This window comes from Acinetobacter sp. ANC 3929 (genome assembly GCF_000369405.1).
GTDB lineage: Bacteria > Pseudomonadota > Gammaproteobacteria > Pseudomonadales > Moraxellaceae > Acinetobacter.
This window is the reverse complement of the sequence record NZ_KB849999.1, coordinates 227,612-245,518: the sequence shown is the minus strand read 5'-3', so window position 1 is coordinate 245,518 and position 17,907 is coordinate 227,612. Positions and strand designations below refer to the sequence as shown.

Sequence of the window (17,907 nt, the reverse complement as noted above, 5' to 3'; positions counted from 1 at the left end):
GTAAAGAAATTTTTCATATGACAGATTTACATCGCTTATCAATCCGTGAACTCTCTGAAGGCTTAAAAACAGCCCAATTTTCATCACGCGAATTGACTGAACATTATTTAAAGCGTATTGCGCACATTGACCCAAAAGTAAAAAGTTATGTGACAGTGACTGCAGAACAGGCACTTGCTGAAGCGAATGCTGCCGATGCTGCACTGAAAGCAGGTCATACACATGCGTTGGCGGGTATTCCACTTGCCCACAAAGATATTTTTTGTACCCAAGGCATTAAAACCACTGCCGGTTCAAAAATGCTGGATAACTTCATTTCTCCTTACGATGCAACCGTCGTTGCAAAAGCGAAAGCTGCGGGTCTCGTGACTCTAGGTAAGGTGAACATGGATGAATTCGCCATGGGTTCAACTTCTGAAAACTCTTATGTCGGTGCAACGGCTAACCCTTGGGCACTGGATCATGTTCCAGGTGGTTCATCTGGTGGTTCAGCAGCGGCTGTTGCGGCTGATCTTGCGCCAATCGCAACAGGTACCGATACAGGTGGCTCAATTCGTCAACCTGCATCATTCTGCGGCTTAACAGGCTTAAAACCGACCTATGGTCGTGTATCTCGCTTCGGTATGATTGCGTATGCATCATCATTGGATCAAGGCGGCCCAATGGCACGCTCAGCGGAAGACTGTGCGTATTTGATGAATGTGATTGCTGGTCATGACGCCAAAGACTCGACTTCGATCAATAAAGAAGTCGATGACTACATTGCAAACCTAAACAGCACAGCAGTGAAAGGCCTACGTATTGGTATTCCAAAACAGTATTTCAATGTTGCTGGTTTAGATGCAGATGTGAAAGCACGCGTTGAAGAGTCATTGAAAAAGTTAGAGGAAATGGGCGCAATCTTGGTTGAGATTGACCTCAACATGACTGAAGCCTATGTACCAACTTACTACTTGATTGCACCTGCGGAAGCCTCTTCAAACCTGTCACGTTTTGATGGCGTTCGTTATGGCTACCGTTGTGAAAATCCAGTGGACCTGATGGACTTATACAAACGTTCACGTTCAGAAGGTTTTGGTGCAGAAGTACAACGTCGTATCCTGATCGGGACCTATGCCCTTTCTGCAGGTTATTACGATGCGTACTACGTCAAGGCACAAAAAGTACGTCGTTTGATTCAACAAGATTTCTTGAAAGCATTTGAAAATGTTGACGTGATTGCTGCGCCATCTGCGCCAACCACTGCCTACAAAATCGGTGCGAATCTCAGCCCGACTGAAATGTATTTAGGCGATATCTATACGCTTGCTGTGAACTTGGCAGGTCTACCAGCCATCAACGCACCTGTTGGTTTTGATAAAGACAGCTTGCCTGTAGGCTTACAGTTGATTGGTAACTATTGGTCAGAATCACAATTGCTTTCGATTGTGCATCAATATCAACAAAATACAGACTGGCATACCAAACGTGCGGCAATTGCTGAGGAGAATGCATAATGGCTGAAGCTCAAAAGTTAAAGTTAATTGACGGTTGGGAAGTCGTTATCGGGATCGAGATCCACACGCAATTGGCGACCAAGTCTAAAATCTTCTCAGGCTCATCGACTGAATTTGGTCAAGACCCAAATACACAAGCCAGCCTTGTTGATTTAGCCATGCCGGGTGTATTGCCTGTATTAAATGCGGAAGTGGTTGATCTTGCGATTCGCTTCGGTTTGGGTATCGATGCCTATATCGACCAAGCTTCTGTATTCGCGCGTAAAAACTATTTCTACCCAGACTCTCCAAAAGGCTACCAGATCAGCCAGATGGACAATCCGATTGTCGGCTTGGGTCATATCGACATCCAGCTTGAAGATGGCACGGTGAAGCGTATTGGCGTGACTCGTGCCCATCTTGAAGAAGATGCAGGTAAATCGATCCATGACCAGTTCGAAGGTATGTCGGGTATCGACTTAAACCGTGCAGGTACACCATTGCTTGAAATCGTATCTGAGCCAGATATGCGTTCGGTTGAAGAAGCGGTTGCCTATATCAAGTCGATTCACACGCTCGTGCGTTGGTTAGGTATTTCTGACGGTAACATGGCAGAAGGTTCATTCCGTGCCGACTGTAACGTGTCATTGCGTCGTCCAGGTCAACCGTTCGGTACACGCTGCGAGTTGAAAAACCTCAACTCATTCCGTTTCATTGAGCAAGCGATCAATGTTGAAATCGAACGCCAAATGGAAATTTTGGAATACGGCGGCACGATCGATCAGGAAACCCGTTTGTTCGACCCGAACAAGATGGAAACCCGTTCAATGCGTTCGAAAGAAGAAGCGAACGACTATCGCTACTTCCCAGATCCAGACTTATTACCCGTGATCATTGCTGATGAGCAAATCGAAGCGGCACGCGCTGCCCTTCCAGAACTGCCTAAAGCACGTCGTGCGCGTTTTATCGCGGACTTCGCTGTGACTGAGTACGATGCACACGTATTGACGCTGTCACGCGAAATGGCGGACTTCTACGAAGCGGTTGTGGCTGCTGCGGGCGGTGCGAAGCAAGGTAAAGTGTCTGCAAACTGGGTGATGGGTGAATTTTCAGGTGCTTTAAACAAAGCAGGCCTAGAATTGGCGGACTCTCCTGTTTCAGCTGCGCAATTAGGTGGCATGATTGCACGTATTGTCGACAATACCATTAACGGCAAAATTGCGAAGCAAGTGTTTGGATTTATGTGGGAAGCAGAAGGAAAATCTGCGGATGACATTATTGCTGAGAAAGGCTTGAAGCAAGAAACCGATACAGGTGCGATTGAAGCGATCATCAAAGACGTGCTTGCAGCCAATGAAAAAATGGTCGAAGAGTACAAGTCTGGTAAAGAAAAAGCCTTTAATGGTCTCGTTGGTCAAGTCATGAAAGCTGCAAAAGGTAAAGCCAACCCAGCTCAAGTGAATGAATTAATGAAGAAATTGATTGGTTAAACTAATCTAATTTTAAAAGAAAACCCGCTTTAGAGCGGGTTTTTTTATATTTTTAACTTATTGCGATCATCATCAATATAAGACATCGTAATATCAATTAAGCAATCAATTAAGTCTTCAAACGTAAAGCCTGTATTTTGAGATGAAAAGAAGTTCATCGTGAGCGCAACACTTGAGTTAATTAAAATATAAACCATCAATTTCAGATTTTTTATTCTCAAAACCTCTGGATGTTTTACCGCATATTCAATCGCTAAGGTATTGATAGCTTTGACTGCCTTCACATGGCTGGCTTCGGTACTATATTTACTAGAAACACTCACCCAATAAAAATATTTATTATCATCCTTCGCCAAAAAATCACCAATTTTCAAAAAAATTGATCTGATCGCGTCAGGGATTTGCATATCCTGAATCTCTGGAATGACTGCATAAATCACATTCGCCAACTCAGCAATGAAATGTTGCTGCATCTCGATAAACAGCGCCTCTTTGTTTTTGAAATACTCATAAAAACTTCCTGACCCAACCCCTGCAATCTCACAGACTTTCAGCACAGTTGTATGATCTAACCCGTTATTTTTTACTGATATAAATCCTGCATCAACTATAGAATTATAGGTATTTTTTGATCTACTTTGCTTTGGTTTTCTTATAGTTACCACTTTAAAATTCTCCTTATAAAATCCGTCTTTTTTCCGTATAAATTCATTGATAGATTATATCGACAAACTTAAAACCGTTCAAATTATCATCGACCACTGAGGAAAAAGAAAATGAATATAGCGGCACAATCTCTACAAAAAATCATTCGTCGTAATGTGATTATTCCTTTTGATAAAAGCAAAAAATTTTCTTTTTATTATGAAGATAACCTCGTTGTTACCTCATTATTTGTGGTTCTTTCCGCCATGTTTCCGCCGGGCGAAATGTTTTTTATCGAAAGTATTCGAAATGTTCGTGATCAAATTAAAGATGAAAAATTACTAGAAGACATCCGCAATTTTATTGCACAAGAGGCTTTTCACAGTCGGGAACATCAATCCCTAAATGAGCATCTTATCCATTCGGACTATCCAGAAGTTGTAGAAATAGAAGCCAAGACCAAAGCGAAGTTAGATGAATTTCGTAAACTTCCTAAAGTTGAACAATTAGCTGCAACAGTGGTGATGGAACACTATACAGCGACGCTTGCACGCTTATTGTTAACTGATCCGTTAATTAAACAGAGAACGACGCAAGAAAGTAGAAACCTTTGGGAATGGCATGCACTAGAAGAGTTAGAACATAAATCTGTTGCATTTGATGTATTGAATGCTGTAGGTGGCAATACAGCTAAAAACAGAAGGATTGCACTAAGCAGGGTTGCTAAACTTCTTTCCCCAGTACTTTTTCATTACTGGATCAAAATATTAAAACGCAGTGATATTCAGTTTTCTCTTCGGGAGCTCAAAGATGGTGTATATCTGGGCTTTGGAGGAATTAATCGTGTAGGCATTATCACTAAAGCCATGTTTGAGATGTTGGATGTACGAGATAGAGATTTCAATCCCCTGCACATGCAGACTGAACAACTCGAAACAGAATACCGAGAAAAATTATTTGGTGAAAAGGGTCTACTAACAGAAAATCTCAAAAACTAAGTAAAAAAAGCTGTTTTTATTTACAACAAAACAGCTTTTTTATTCAATTCCTTTTCAAAAAACTTATCTTGTAATACCCAACTTATTCCAGATATCAGGCGTTAAAAAAGTCATGACCAACTTATTTAAATCAATATAACGTAACGTACCTTGCAACTGCTGTCTTACCGCAGGGTCTTTCACAATATCCTGCCCAGCACTCTGTCCTAACTGCTGGAAAGCCTCTCCAACCGCCTTCACACCTTCAGCTTGGATCACAGCTTTGGTCTGAGTTGAACACTGCTCCACAATCACACGCTGTAACACCTGTGCTAACTTCTGATCCAACTGCGTTTTCTGCTCAGGCGTAACATTACTAAACGCCTTTAAATCAGGATGTGCTGCCAAAGCACTAAAAGTCCATTGCAAAACTGTGGTTTTATCCGCTGCGGTGGTGGCTTTCACCAAACAATCACTGAGTTGATCGACTGTTGGTCCTGCCATTGCCACTTGGGTCGTACCCAACACAGCCGCAGCCATCAATACAGAACGACTCAAATGAGAAAATTTACGGCGGGCAGAAGTATAATAAACACGAGACATAAGCACAGTTCCAAATTGCAATCTTTCCCTTTGTACCACGCTCTGTCTAGATCATCTGTTATGACGCTGTAAATTGCGTAAGTCCACGCAGTTAAAGCTTTGGCAAAGTGTAAAAACCATGAAGATGACAAATCACTCAACCCGCACCTTCATAATCCCACTCTGCTGGAATATTTGGCTGCTCAGGCGCTTTATTTAAATCAATATTCAGATTGCGACTACCTTTAAACGATTTCTCACCCGAATCTGATGCAGGTGATACATCCAAACTGTAGCGATAACGGAATTGCCAAACCATCGGCTTGATCGGACGAATATCCAGACTCAGACCATCTTCATCATGGCACTTACCTTTTGAGCTTTCATAATCCTGTTCAGAAAAACAGGCCCGAATCATACGATTAAAACTAAAAGGATAATTTTCAATAAAGCGATGGGTTTTGCCTGAATCCTTTAATTCATAAAAGCTGGCACGCTCAATCCCAGCCCCACCACCTGAATACATTTCAGAGAAAGTATCAATCACCGCAATGGCATAACGATTCTGATCCATCGGAAAGAGTTTAGGAAAAATATACTGTCCTGATCTTTTCACCTCTTCCGCTGGCATTAATGGAATATGCCATTGCTTCAATAATTTAAAGCCAGAATTTGAGTAATTAAATTGGACAATATTTCCCTTAGATAACAACCATAAAGCTTGATCTGGCGTTTTCAGGCTCTGCCACTTTGCTTGCTGCGTACAAAAATCTTTGACTTGCTCACAGAGTTGTTTTTGTTCTGACTGGCTCAGTTGTCCCTTTTTAAATTCAAGAATCTGTAAAGGAGCAGCAAAAGTAGAGGGGCTAAAACTGGTGGATATGCCAACCAGAATCATTGCTCTCAAAGTCATCTTATTTTTAAGCATGGTACTTCCTTAGGTTATTTTTATAGACTTACCACATTATTTGATAATCGCTTCAACTTGATCGAGCTCCCATACGCCACCCGCAGCAAGTCCTTTACACATCCCCGTCCACATATCTTTAGTATGTACAAACTTCAGTCCATCCCACACCCATTCATCACTCGACCAACAGTCACCAATGCCACGACCTTTTTGTGAACTACTGATAATACCTGCATAAAACTCTGAAGCATGTTCAGTAACAAAGCTGGCTTTGTTTACGAGTGATTCATCCAAAACCCATGCGCCATAACCTTCGTTATAGGCACCACGCCAACATAAAGTCATCGCCAACACTTTCTTATTGGTCAGTTTATACAACTCAATCGGTTGAGGCTTTGTTGCATCACCATCATAAATTCCTTCACAAAATCCCTCCTGTTTGGGGATAGCCTGAGCTGCCATTAAATTACGATATAACGCAGCATAACGTTTATTATTTGGCTGCAAAGTCAGATAAGGCTTATTCGGAGTTTTGATCTGTTTTACCGTGAATTTTGGCTGTGCAGTTAAGACATGCGACTCATCCGTTTTGCCCTTTTTAATTAATGCACCAACGGTACCAAGACGTTTTTGAAAATCATCCATTTTGAGCAATACAGCCGTCATCCCCAAATCTGATATTTGCCATTGCAAGTTCGCATTTTTAAAGATGATTTCGGTGTTTTTCTTGGATTGCTGCAATAAGGCATTGACCTGTTGCCCAGATAATCGCCCCATTAACGGAAATTCAGTTCCTTCAAATGAGACCACACCAAAATCTTTCCCATTCACATAGAAATGAATATTTTTAAGTTTGGCTGCAGGAAAAGAAGGCTCTTCATATCGCGCCAGTGCAAATTCCACTTGAACAGGCTGTCGTGCGCCCGCCTGACGCGTCAAAAGTAGAGAAGCAGGTTCATTACGATATTCTTCATTCTGATAACCTGCGGCACGACAAGTGCCTGTGTTGCTGCAATAAATTTCCCAATCTTGATGCGAGAATGAAATTCCTTTGATGTCTTGGGCAAAAGCACTAGAACTCATCGCAATAAAGCAACAGGCTGAAAATATCTTGTTCATAAGACGTATTTCTCAATGCAATTTATTTATTATTCATTCAAAATATTCTAAATCTTTTCAATTGATCTGGTTGTAGGTTCTTGTATTCAAGAATATGTTAATTTGAACTGAAACTCAAAACACTGAATTAAAAATGAAAATAGTCTACACCGTCTCTATTATTTTACTGTCTGGCTCAACTGCGATGGTGCATGCTGAGATACATAATTTCAAACCGATCTTTCCCAAATTCTCAAATACAGTACAGCAACGCCAAGCCGAAAATCAGATATATGCACTTGGTGAAGTGTCCTTTGCCAACGATGTCCGTGTTCCCTTTTATGGGGTTACTGCACTTAATCCTGCCGATGACGGTCTACTCAAAGACTTTAAAAGCTGTACCGCAAAAAGCTGTCATTTTGATTTTAAACTGGATGTACATCAGGCCAAACAACTGAAATTATTTGCGCTTCCTGAAATTGGCCTTGTACTTGTACCTAAAAATTGGAGTGATGCAGAAGCAAGTGCTGGCGCAAATGGTACGGGATCAGCCCTGCTAATGAGCCCAAATCAAAAACAGGCTATAGAATTATACGATTCATCTTTCTGTGTCGGTTGCGGCATGCCCTATGCCACGCTTTATTTTCCTAACCTGTTAAAAGAAAGTATTCAAAATGAGTTTGGCGGCTATAAAGATTCGCAGAAATTAATCAATGTGGTTCATCCATCGAAACAAGTGGCTTTCTTTAGTTATCAAATTCCAAATTTGAATAATAAAACCCATGGCGTCGCGAAATACCATGATGAAGACACCTTTAATTTTAGACAAATTATCGTGACACTGGATCAGTCACAACAGCACTTGGTTGGACCAATTTTAAATTTCTATCACTTTAGCCATTAACAATCGCTATTTTTTAATCGGCTTGACTAGCCCTGAGCAAACTTAAGAAATGTTCAACCCGAATATTATTTTCTTTGGCTCGACAAATCGCATAAATCGGTGCAATACAAGGTTTCTTTGCTTCTAAAGGTCGATAGATAATCTGTTTATTCCAAAAGTCCTGAATCGAAGCTGGCACAATCGAAAGCCCAATCCCAGCAGCAATCAAATTCAAGCTGGAAGTTAAGCGTGGTGCCTCTTGTACGATATTGGGACTAAACCCTGCCTGATAGCAATTTGCAAGAATATTATCAAACAGATCTTGCCCTGCAATACGGCGATACAGCACGAACTCATATGGCTCTAAATCGACTAAGCGGATTACCCCACCTTTGTCTGTTAATGGATGATTACTCGGCAAAGCCACAATCAACGGTTCATTCAAGACATGAATACTTTGTACTTGTGCATGAATGGGCGCGGGTTTGCGTAAAAATACGATATCCAGTTTTTCATTGATCACGGCATCAGTTAAAGCCGTACTGCTATCCTCTTCTAAATGAATGGCGACAGCAGGAAACTTCTCCCTAAATTGACGCAATAATGCAGGAAGAAAGGGATGCAAGCCTGCGGAGTTGGTAAAACCGATATTGATCTGACCTTCCAAGCCTTGGGCAATGTTTTTTACCCGTTTCGGAATCGACTGGGCATGCGCCAAAATTGTGATTGCTTCTTGATATAAAGCTTTACCCGCTTCCGTTACTTCCACGCCTCGTGGCAAACGTTTCAGCAATGCGGTATCCAGCTCCTCTTCCAAACTTTTAATCAAGCGAGTCAGTGGCGGTTGCTGCATGTGCAGTCGGACGGCAGCTTTAGAAATATTACTTTCCTCGACCACAGCAACAAATGCATTGAGCTTATGAATATCAATCATACATACCCTAAAAGTATAGATAACAGCAAAAATAGCATTTGTGAATATACCACAAATCATCCATTCTATAGCTCACAAGGTTGAACAAAAGGTCGTCCAATGAAAACCCAAGCCCTATCAATACAGAATGAGCCACTCACCACTGCTCCTGATTGTAAGGCACTATTCACGGGGTTTATGAAATTGGGATTGATGGGTTTTGGTGGTGTTTTACCCTTGGCACATCGTATCATCGTTGAAGAACACAAATGGATTGATGAAGGTAAATTTACCGACTTACTCGGTGTCTGCCAATTATTACCGGGTGGAAACATCATCAACATGTCAGTTGCAATCGGCATGGAATTCCAAGGTGTAAAAGGTGCAATTAGTTCAGTGCTTGGTTTGATCTCCGCACCAACGGCAATCGTCCTGATCATCTACCAAGTCTACGAGTATTTTCAATACCTCCCCGCAGTCAAACATATGATCCAAGGTCTAGCTGCAGCGGCAGCAGGCTTACTGTTTGCAACAGGATTTAAAATGCTCAGACCCATTTTAAAAAGTTATCTGACTATTTTCACGATTGGATTAACCTTCGTGTTTATGATTTGGATCAAGCTGCCCTTAGCACTGACTTTAGCCATTCTACTGGCAATTAACATGTTGGTTTTAGGAGTGAAAAAATCATGATTTTAATGACACTTGCCATTGTATTCACTCAACTTTCTCTACTGGCTTTTGGTGGTGGTAATGCCATTTTGCCTGAGATGCAGCACCAAGTAGTGACCGTACATCAATGGATGAGCGCAGAACAATTCAGTTCACTGTTTGCCATGGCGCAGGCCGCCCCTGGTCCTAATATGATGATTGTACCTTTGGTTGGTTGGCATGTTGCAGGGCCGGCAGGATTATTGGTCACCTCTCTAGCCAAGTTTGGTCCCTCTTCAATTATTACCATTTATGCACTTAAATTCTGGGAGCGTTTCAAAGCCAATCCGTTACGCGCTCGTTTTGAAAAAGCCTTGAAACCGATTACCGTAGGTTTGGTTCTGGTCAGTGCTTGGTTGATTGCCGATGCATCTGCACAAAACCTGCTGCTAGTGATGATCGTGATCGTTACTGCAATCCTCGGCATGTTTAAAAAGATTCATCCGCTCTGGGTGATGGCTGCGGGTGCAGGACTTGGAGTCGCCTTCCTTTAAGTCAGCAGCAATAAAAAACCTGCCCGATGCAGGTTTTTTTATTGCTAAAAATTGAACTACCAAATACTGACACGCTTTTCAGGTGCCAAATACATTTTATCCCCTTCTTTGATTTTGAAAGCATCGTAGAATGGTGCTTGATTGACTAAAGCACCATTGGCACGAACTTTATCAGGAGCATGTGGATCTGTTTTTAAATACACAATCGCTTGAGCTTCACGGGTTTTTGCACGCCAAACTTGCGCCCAGCCCATATAAAAACGCTGCTCACCTGTTTGCCCATCAATCACGGGTGCGGGCTTGCTTGCTAAGGAAATCTGATAGGCTTTATAAGCAATCGATAAACCTGAGTTATCTGCAATATTTTCACCCAAAGTCAGTTCACCATTGACGTGATAACCTGCAATTGGTTCATAAGCATTGTACTGCGCCACCAAAGCCTGTGTTTTGGCTTTAAAACGTTTGTGATCTTGCGCGGTCCACCAATTACGCATATTGCCCAATTCATCAAACTGACTGCCCTGATCATCAAACCCATGACTAATCTCATGACCAATGACGCTGCCGATTCCACCATAATTCACCGCATCATCAGCATCGATATTAAAAAATGGCGGTTGTAAAATCGCGGCAGGAAATACAATTTCATTTGAGGATGGATTGTAATAAGCGTTTACGGTTTGAGGGGTCATAAACCACTCATCACGATCTACAGGCTTCCCTAACTTATCTAAATCATCTTGATGTTCAAACTCTCTGGCACGAATCACGTTGCCAATCAAATCACCCTCTTTAATATCCAGTGCTGAATAATCACGCCATTTCTTTGGATAGCCCACTTTAATCGATAAGCTGGCTAATTTCTTTTTGGCCTGTACTTTGGTTTCAGGACTCATCCAATCCAGTTGGCTAATACTTTGATCATAAGCCTGTATCAGATTCTGAACCAATGTATCCATACGCTGTTTCTTATCTGCAGAAAAATGTTTTTCCACATAGATTTTGCCCAGACCATCACCCAATACTGCATTCACGGTTTGTACACCACGCTTCCAGCGAACCTCTTGCTCTGCGACATCACGTAAAGTTTTACCGTAAAACTCAAAACTCTCATCTACAAACGCTTTGTTTAAGAACGGCGAAAAATTACTGATCAAGTTCCATTTGAAATAGGCTTTCCAAACATTTAAAGGGGTTTTATTGATCACAGGGTCAAGTGCTTTAAAATAGCTGAGCTGATGAACTTGAATCGTCTGAACTTTATCCTTTACCCCCACAGTCGTTAGATAAGTATCCCAATCAAAGCGATGACTTAACTTATTTAAGTCTTTGAGCGGATAAATATTGTAACGCTTAGATAAATCACGATTCTGAACATTGCTCCACTGGATTTTGGCCAATTCCGTTTCAAGCTTTAGAATGTCTTTTGCATGCTGAGCGGCTTGCTGATCACCTGCCAGTTGAAGCATTCGTTCAATATGCTTGAGATATTTGGCACGCGTTTCGACAAACTTTTTATCATCTTTTAAATAATAATCGCGATCTGGTAAACCAAGTCGACGCTGCGCCAGACCTGCAATCATCACATCAGAGCGTTTCATATCTTGATCGATACTGACATCAAATGGTGTTCTGACCCCGATGCGAGAGAAATGCCCCATTAATTGAGCAAAATCTTGTTTCTTTTGAAGTGCATCAACCCGTGCCAACTCCTGTTGCAAAGGTTTGATGCCTTGAGCTTCAATCGCTTTTTCATCCATAAAGCTGGCATACAGACTTGAAACTTTTTGCTCAACTGTTCCGATTGCCCATTTTTGTGTGTTGAGTTCTTCAACAATAGCATGCAGCTGATTAGTCGATAATTCATGTAATTCATTGAATGCGCCCCAACGTGATTTATCGGCTGGAATTTCAGTTTTTTTAAGCCATGTTCCATTCACATAATCATAGAAATCCTGATTGGCACTTACACTCGGATCGATATATTGTTGGTCTATACCTGAGATTTTTTGAGTTGGAGAGGATTTAATTGCTTGGTCTGCCCATACATGTACGGTACAAGCAGTCAGTGCAAGCGCTAATGCACTTTTGAGCAATGCAGGTTTCATGATTTATCCTATTTATTTAAGTTCTAAGCTATGCAAGAGAGAAATGAAAAAAGATCATTAATTTTATCAAGGGACTATAGTGAAACTACACGCTCAAATAAAGTAATTTTCACAGAAATACATATGCAAACGTCACGTAAGAAACAAATGAAATGAAAAAGCCTTAGCATCAGACTAAGGCTTTCTCAATTTAAATCGTTTGAACTAATCTAGTATTTTTTCAAAAGCCTTAAGACGTTTATGGATCGACAATAATTCGATAATTGTTTTCCATGAGCTAATTAAGTATTGGAAGGATTCACGAACCTTTCCAAAAACCCCACCAATCTGATTGATTAAACCAAGGGTTAACTTACCTGCTGCAATCGCAGGGAATAACACAAATAGGTTATAAAGAATATCCAGTTGTCCATACCACGTTGCCGTTAAATTAAAATAGGTATAGTGAAAATATAGACGAAAATAATTTTGACGAACACGACTAAATAGCTCTTTTAAAGTTGCGGGTTGTGCTCGATCTTCATGATCTTCTCCATAAACCAATTCCTTACGAAATGCAGCTTCAACTTTTTGGTTATTGAATTGCAGACCTGGTAGTTTTATCCCAACTACCATGAGCAACACCGTACCAAAGATTGCCCACAAGATTGCAGCCCAAACCAGCGAATATTGCAGCTCACCTATCACAGGTATTACTGGGACATGCTTTGAAAGTTGGAATAATAAAGGCAAAAATGCAATCAGTGTCATGATTGCTTTGACCAACTCAACACCCAAGTCTTCAACAATCGTTGCAAAACGCATGGTATCTTCCTGCACACGTTGTGCCGCACCTTCAACATGGCGTAGCTTAGGCCAGTGTTCGGTATAATATTCATTCATTGCCGTACGCCAACGGAATACATAATGACTAGTAAAAAAAGCATTTATAACAGCTAGGGTTACACCGACCATAGCAATATATAAAAACACCATCGTTTCTTTATATAAATCGGTAATACTTCCCCCACCATTGGTAAGCATATTTTGAATCATATCCCAAAACGGGACATACCACGCATTTACAGCAAGGCTCACCTGTACCCCAAACCAGATATTAAACAAGATAAATGCAGAGCCCCAAATCGACCACCGCTGCCATTTATTGTCTGAAAATATCCGCCAAAACCCGGCAAATAATGCCGTTGCTGTGATAAACCACAGATAGAACCAGAGTGAAGAAGGCTCCCAAAATCGATTAATGCCAACGGGCAACTCTGCCTCAGCATAGCCTTTGGGAAAACCTAGATATTCACCCCAACTATGACCGCCTGTATACCAAATCAGCATATTGAGTGCTAACCACACAAGCACTGAAATAAAAAACAGGCGTGGGCTTGGAAAGAATGACTTAAACATCGTGTTTAACAATCCTTGTCGTGTTGCAATTAATCGTATAGGTCATCCTATGACCTAAAACTTAAAATTAACTGATAAAAAAGTTTTATGATTTGTAGTTATTTACCTGTTTTTTCAATTTTTTAATAGCTTTTTGTTGATGATTTACAATTTGTTTTTTGCCTGAATATCAGTTTAGTAAATGGACTCAATCAGTTAAGCCCATTCGAAGCCTACCCTAGACTTATTGACGCGGTGATGCCGTACTCATTTTCAAGGCAATATCTTGCCGTTCAGTTTGTGTTGGATAAGTCTTACTTTGAATTGCCCATTGGATTTCAGCTAACTTTTCATTTGCTGCATCCGCACCAGCCTGCATGGTCATCTCACGCCCTTTCACATCAAAAATATGTGCCTTTTCACGTAGGTCAGGTTGAATCACAATATCTGCATCTTTTAGCTCTTCTTCAGCCAACCGCCCTTGCATGATATTGATGTTTTGGTTGAACAATCCCCATACATTGCTCGTCTCGGTATGGATTGGCTGAGCCAAAATATCGACCGCAATCACCACATCTGCGCCAAGCTCACGCGCAACCTGAACAGGTACTGGACTGACCAAACCGCCATCGACATACTCGACATCATGAATTTTGGTCGGAACAAACATGCTTGGGATGGATGCAGAAGCACGTACTGCCTGACCTGTATTGCCATAGTTAAAGACTGTTCTAGTGCCATCTTTTAATTCAGTCGCGACCACATACATTGGGATTTTCATCTTTTCTAATGGCATGTTATGAACTTGTTGATTGATATAGTCTTCAACCTTCTTACCATCAAAAAAGCCCTTTAAACTGACATTCACTTCACGAACATCATTGGCTTTGAGTTTTAACGCAATATCGCGTAATTCAGCAGGACTTTTACCGCTGGCATAGATTGAGCCAACAATACTTCCTGCACTGGTTCCAACAATAAAGTCAGGGCGAATACCTTGTCGCTCCAATACTTCAATCACACCGATATGTGCATAGCCACGTGCACCGCCGCTGCCCAATACCAATGCAATCACAGGGCGTTTTTGCTGTTGTTTAATTGAGGTAAATGGTTGGTTGACAGCATGGGCTTGTGCATCGTCAATGACAGGTGCTAATTGTGATGTGGTCTGACAAGCTGTCAAAACCGTCACTGAAAGGCCAAGCATCCATAATTTAAGCTGTTTCATACGCAACAATTGCCATATTAACCATATTTCTTGGCTAAATTTTAGCGTTTACCAAGCCTAAATGCTGTATCAATTTTTTGTATTTTTCATAAAAACTTCATAAAAAAAGCTCCTCGAAAGGAGCTTTTTAATATAACTCAGCTTGAGTTAACTCAAATTACCAAATATCAGAATCAACTCTTTTCTTCAACTCTGGGTAATTATCAATCTTAAACTCAGGTTCTTTAATACCTTTCTTAAGCTGCGAGGTATAGTCTTTCAATAAAGTTCGCGCCATCGGCGTTAACAGCAAGATCGCAATCAAGTTAATGGTTGCCATGATACCCATGAACAAGTCCGCCATTGACCAAACCAATGGAACGCTGCCGATTGCACCGAAATACACCATCACCAATACAAAGATTCGGAAGATGAACATTACTTTCGGGTTGTTATTAATAAACTGCACATTACTTTCTGCATAAGCATAGTTGCCTAGAACAGCTGAGTAACAGAATAAGAATAACAAGATCGCAAGGAAGTCACCGCCCCAACTACCGACTTGTGTCTCCAATGCACGTTGTGTCAGTTCAACACCAACGAAGCCCGCATCATGGTAGACCCCTGATACCAAGATAATGATCGCTGTACTGGTACACACAATGAAAGTATCGACGAATACACCCAGCATTTGAACCAAACCTTGGTTCACTGGATGTTTTACATCAGATGCTGCTGCCGCATTCGGTGCAGAACCCATACCTGCTTCATTTGAGAACAAACCGCGCTTGATCCCTTGCATCATTGCCATCGAGATCATTGCACCGAAGAAACCACCCGCTGCCGCATTAAACTGGAATGCTTCAGTGAAGATCAGTTTGAAGATACCTGGTAGAAGTTCGTAATTACTGATCGCAATATACAAAGCAACTGCGAGATAAAGACCTGCCTTTAATGGTACAAACATTTCTGCAAATTTAGCAATACGTTTAATACCACCAAAAATAGCGAGAGCAACCAAGACAACAAGTGCCAAACCGACCCATGAGATTTCTAAATCTACACCGCCTAAGTGAGCGATGAGATTAGCTTTGTCCCACCCCCATGCATGTGAAGATGCATTGGCAATCGCATTGATCTGAACCGAGTTGAATACAAAACCATAGGTAAAGATCAATGCAAGTGCGAAGATCACACCAAAGGTTTTGCTGCGTAATCCTTGAGTAATATAATAAGCTGGTCCACCGCGGAATTGCTTACTGTTACTGTCTCTGACTTTAAACAATTGCGCGAGTGAGGATTCGATAAATGCTGAGCTCATCCCGAGAATCGCAGTAAACCACATCCAAAACACTGCACCAGGTCCACCAATCGCGATTGCGATTGCAACACCCGCAATGTTACCTACACCAACACGACTTGCTAACCCCGTTACAAAAGCCTGAAAAGGTGTAAGTCCATGTGAATCTTTCTCTTCACCTTTGCTGCGACTGCTCTTCATCACCTTGATACTGTGGAAGAACATTCTAATCTGTACAGCTTTGGTCGCAACAGTATAGAAAACACCTACAGCAAGCAGGAAAACAACAAGGAAGTCCCATAAAGGATCATTGAAAAAACTTACCCAAGCCATCAGGGTGTCATTTAATTTTTCATTCATCACTTATTCGCTTTTAAATATTTTATGTACATCCGTACATATACGATAACAATGGATGAATCAAAAAAGCCCCACTTGGGGCTTTTGATCCGACTTAGGCAAAGAATTTCAAAATTAATTGAATTACTGTTGCGTTAATTAAATCAACGAAGAACGCACCACAAAGCGGAACAATCAAGAATGCTTTATGAGATGGTCCATACATATTGGTAATCGCTTGCATGTTTGCAACTGCAGTTGGTGTTGCCCCCATACCAAAACCACAGTGGCCTGCTGCCAGGACTGCTGCATCGTAGTTTTTACCCATGACGCGGAAGGTCACGAATGCTGCATACAATGCCATAGTAATGGTTTGCGCGCCTAAAATTACGACAAGCGGACCAGCTAAATCAGCCAATTGCCATAATTTCAACGATAGCAATGCCATTGCTAAATAAAGTGATAATGATGCATTACCAAAGACATCAATCGCACGATCAAAAATATCAATTTTTAATATGCTTTCTAAGATATTACGTAAAATTACACCACCGCCAAGTGCCCAAACGAATGTTGGTAACTCGAACCAAGTACCTTTACTAAAACCGGTCATGAATTCTGCAAATGCTAAACATGCAGCAAACATACCCAAAGTAGTAATGGCATTGTCCGCAGTGATTAAACGGACTTGATGTGGATTTTCGAATGGTGCCAACTCGTCAGGATGTTGATCTAAATGTGTATCACGATCCTTGATCTCTGCTGGGGTCTGTGCTTGAGAAAGGCTATAGCGGTTAATCAACAATTTAGCCAATGGACCACCGATAATACCACCGATAATCAGACCAAAAGTTGCACTCGCCATACCTAAAGCCAACGCACCTTGAATCCCATGCTGAGTCTCAAGAATTTCACCCCACGCACCTGCGGTACCATGACCACCTGTCAATGTGATTGAACCTGCAATAAGACCAACCAACGGATCAATACCCAACAATGTCGCAAGACTTATACCGACAGCGTTCTGTACCACAATGAATGATGCGACACAGATCAGGAAAATCACTAATCCAATACCACCTTCCTTGAGTTTCATAAAATTGGCACTTAAACCAATAGAAGCAAAGAAGATCAACATAAAACTGGTTTGTAATTCACTACTAAAGACAATGCTGTATCCCCAAAATGAGTGTACAAGTAGTGAAAGTACTGCCGCAACTAAACCACCTGCAACAGGTTCAGGAATGTTATAGCGTCTTAAGAAGTCAATTTTATTAACGAGCAAACGCCCTAATAACAAAACGATAACCGCCGAAATTAGGGTATAGAAACCATTAAAAGTAAATTCCATATCTTCTTCCGTTTATTTTATCAGTTATGCCGATGGCTTTTTCACCA

Annotated in this window: 16 protein-coding genes; 6 read left to right on the top strand and 10 right to left on the bottom strand. The window is 41.3% G+C overall.

The features are described from left to right. The first annotated feature begins 17 nt into the window (after nt 1-17). Both gatA and gatB read left to right on the top strand, forming a co-directional pair. Nucleotides 18-1,496 (top strand): Asp-tRNA(Asn)/Glu-tRNA(Gln) amidotransferase subunit GatA, encoded by a 1,479-nt coding sequence (gene gatA, locus F909_RS11490; protein WP_005150134.1) that lies wholly within the window; start codon nt 18-20, stop codon nt 1,494-1,496. After that, a complete protein-coding gene (gene gatB, locus F909_RS11495) occupies nt 1,496-2,965 on the top strand; it encodes an Asp-tRNA(Asn)/Glu-tRNA(Gln) amidotransferase subunit GatB (RefSeq protein ID WP_005150133.1) in 1,470 nt (489 codons plus the stop codon). Before gatA ends, gatB begins: the two co-directional genes overlap by 1 nt. A gap of 44 nt (nt 2,966-3,009) precedes the next feature. On the opposite strand, the gene F909_RS11500 is transcribed toward gatB, so the two are convergent. Beyond that, nucleotides 3,010-3,630, bottom strand: coding sequence for a TetR/AcrR family transcriptional regulator (locus tag F909_RS11500; RefSeq protein WP_005150131.1), 621 nt, complete (start codon nt 3,628-3,630; stop codon nt 3,010-3,012). Between the two features lie 111 nt (nt 3,631-3,741). Between F909_RS11500 and F909_RS11505 the strand changes: the two genes are divergently transcribed. After that, entirely contained in the window at nt 3,742-4,608 is an 867-nt protein-coding gene (locus F909_RS11505; protein WP_005150129.1) for a metal-dependent hydrolase, read from the top strand. Nucleotides 4,609-4,671: 63 nt separating this feature from the next. Here the strand turns inward: F909_RS11505 and F909_RS11510 are convergent, their stop codons facing one another. From F909_RS11510 to F909_RS11520, 3 genes are all read right to left on the bottom strand, one after another. After that, the gene (locus F909_RS11510; RefSeq protein ID WP_005150127.1) at nt 4,672-5,190 is read right to left on the bottom strand and encodes a hypothetical protein; all 519 of its coding nucleotides are present in this window, start codon (nt 5,188-5,190) and stop codon (nt 4,672-4,674) included. 136 nt (nt 5,191-5,326) lie between these two features. Continuing rightward, nucleotides 5,327-6,097 carry a hypothetical protein gene (locus F909_RS11515; RefSeq protein WP_005150126.1) on the bottom strand — a complete coding sequence of 257 codons (771 nt, stop codon included), beginning with the start codon at nt 6,095-6,097 and terminating at the stop codon, nt 5,327-5,329. Between the two features lie 36 nt (nt 6,098-6,133). After that, nucleotides 6,134-7,198: a DUF1176 domain-containing protein gene (locus tag F909_RS11520; protein ID WP_005150125.1), complete on the bottom strand. Its 1,065-nt coding sequence runs from the start codon at nt 7,196-7,198 to the stop codon at nt 6,134-6,136. Between the two features lie 133 nt (nt 7,199-7,331). Between F909_RS11520 and F909_RS11525 the strand changes: the two genes are divergently transcribed. Beyond that, nucleotides 7,332-8,081 (top strand): DUF4850 domain-containing protein, encoded by a 750-nt coding sequence (locus F909_RS11525; protein ID WP_005150124.1) that lies wholly within the window; start codon nt 7,332-7,334, stop codon nt 8,079-8,081. 13 nt (nt 8,082-8,094) lie between these two features. Here F909_RS11525 and F909_RS11530 read toward each other — a convergent pair whose 3' ends face one another. Beyond that, nucleotides 8,095-8,994, bottom strand: coding sequence for a LysR family transcriptional regulator (locus tag F909_RS11530; RefSeq protein WP_005150123.1), 900 nt, complete (start codon nt 8,992-8,994; stop codon nt 8,095-8,097). A gap of 99 nt (nt 8,995-9,093) precedes the next feature. Between F909_RS11530 and F909_RS11535 the strand changes: the two genes are divergently transcribed. Next, nucleotides 9,094-9,666, top strand: a complete 573-nt coding sequence (locus tag F909_RS11535) for a chromate transporter (protein WP_005150120.1) — start codon at nt 9,094-9,096, stop codon at nt 9,664-9,666. Then, nucleotides 9,663-10,178, top strand: a complete 516-nt coding sequence (locus F909_RS11540; protein ID WP_005150118.1) for a chromate transporter — start codon at nt 9,663-9,665, stop codon at nt 10,176-10,178. Before F909_RS11535 ends, F909_RS11540 begins: the two co-directional genes overlap by 4 nt. Before the next feature lie 56 nt (nt 10,179-10,234). Here F909_RS11540 and F909_RS11545 read toward each other — a convergent pair whose 3' ends face one another. The 5 genes from F909_RS11545 to gltS all read right to left on the bottom strand — a co-directional run bounded on the left by F909_RS11545 (nt 10,235) and on the right by gltS (nt 17,860). Further along, nucleotides 10,235-12,286 (bottom strand): M13 family metallopeptidase, encoded by a 2,052-nt coding sequence (locus tag F909_RS11545; RefSeq protein ID WP_005150116.1) that lies wholly within the window; start codon nt 12,284-12,286, stop codon nt 10,235-10,237. Between the two features lie 204 nt (nt 12,287-12,490). Then, the gene (gene sbmA, locus F909_RS11550; RefSeq protein ID WP_005150114.1) at nt 12,491-13,684 is read right to left on the bottom strand and encodes a peptide antibiotic transporter SbmA; all 1,194 of its coding nucleotides are present in this window, start codon (nt 13,682-13,684) and stop codon (nt 12,491-12,493) included. A gap of 223 nt (nt 13,685-13,907) precedes the next feature. Further along, nucleotides 13,908-14,891 carry a patatin-like phospholipase family protein gene (locus tag F909_RS11555; protein ID WP_005150113.1) on the bottom strand — a complete coding sequence of 328 codons (984 nt, stop codon included), beginning with the start codon at nt 14,889-14,891 and terminating at the stop codon, nt 13,908-13,910. Between the two features lie 157 nt (nt 14,892-15,048). Continuing rightward, nucleotides 15,049-16,530, bottom strand: coding sequence for an alanine/glycine:cation symporter family protein (locus tag F909_RS11560; protein WP_005150112.1), 1,482 nt, complete (start codon nt 16,528-16,530; stop codon nt 15,049-15,051). A gap of 94 nt (nt 16,531-16,624) precedes the next feature. Continuing rightward, nucleotides 16,625-17,860, bottom strand: a complete 1,236-nt coding sequence (gene gltS, locus F909_RS11565) for a sodium/glutamate symporter (RefSeq protein ID WP_005150107.1) — start codon at nt 17,858-17,860, stop codon at nt 16,625-16,627. Nucleotides 17,861-17,907 lie beyond the last annotated feature (47 nt).

What these genes read in the sequence shown, in the direction of transcription:
- gatA (WP_005150134.1), top strand. Translation starts at nt 18, where the DNA reads ATGACAGATTTACATCGCTTATCAATCCGTGAACTCTCTGAAGGCTTA.
- gatB (WP_005150133.1), top strand. Translation starts at nt 1,496, where the DNA reads ATGGCTGAAGCTCAAAAGTTAAAGTTAATTGACGGTTGGGAAGTCGTT.
- F909_RS11505 (WP_005150129.1), top strand. Translation starts at nt 3,742, where the DNA reads ATGAATATAGCGGCACAATCTCTACAAAAAATCATTCGTCGTAATGTG.
- F909_RS11510 (WP_005150127.1), bottom strand. Translation starts at nt 5,190, where the DNA reads ATGTCTCGTGTTTATTATACTTCTGCCCGCCGTAAATTTTCTCATTTG.
- F909_RS11515 (WP_005150126.1), bottom strand. Translation starts at nt 6,097, where the DNA reads ATGCTTAAAAATAAGATGACTTTGAGAGCAATGATTCTGGTTGGCATA.
- F909_RS11520 (WP_005150125.1), bottom strand. Translation starts at nt 7,198, where the DNA reads ATGAACAAGATATTTTCAGCCTGTTGCTTTATTGCGATGAGTTCTAGT.
- F909_RS11525 (WP_005150124.1), top strand. Translation starts at nt 7,332, where the DNA reads ATGAAAATAGTCTACACCGTCTCTATTATTTTACTGTCTGGCTCAACT.
- F909_RS11530 (WP_005150123.1), bottom strand. Translation starts at nt 8,994, where the DNA reads ATGATTGATATTCATAAGCTCAATGCATTTGTTGCTGTGGTCGAGGAA.
- F909_RS11535 (WP_005150120.1), top strand. Translation starts at nt 9,094, where the DNA reads ATGAAAACCCAAGCCCTATCAATACAGAATGAGCCACTCACCACTGCT.
- F909_RS11540 (WP_005150118.1), top strand. Translation starts at nt 9,663, where the DNA reads ATGATTTTAATGACACTTGCCATTGTATTCACTCAACTTTCTCTACTG.
- F909_RS11545 (WP_005150116.1), bottom strand. Translation starts at nt 12,286, where the DNA reads ATGAAACCTGCATTGCTCAAAAGTGCATTAGCGCTTGCACTGACTGCT.
- sbmA (WP_005150114.1), bottom strand. Translation starts at nt 13,684, where the DNA reads ATGTTTAAGTCATTCTTTCCAAGCCCACGCCTGTTTTTTATTTCAGTG.
- F909_RS11555 (WP_005150113.1), bottom strand. Translation starts at nt 14,891, where the DNA reads ATGAAACAGCTTAAATTATGGATGCTTGGCCTTTCAGTGACGGTTTTG.
- F909_RS11560 (WP_005150112.1), bottom strand. Translation starts at nt 16,530, where the DNA reads ATGAATGAAAAATTAAATGACACCCTGATGGCTTGGGTAAGTTTTTTC.
- gltS (WP_005150107.1), bottom strand. Translation starts at nt 17,860, where the DNA reads ATGGAATTTACTTTTAATGGTTTCTATACCCTAATTTCGGCGGTTATC.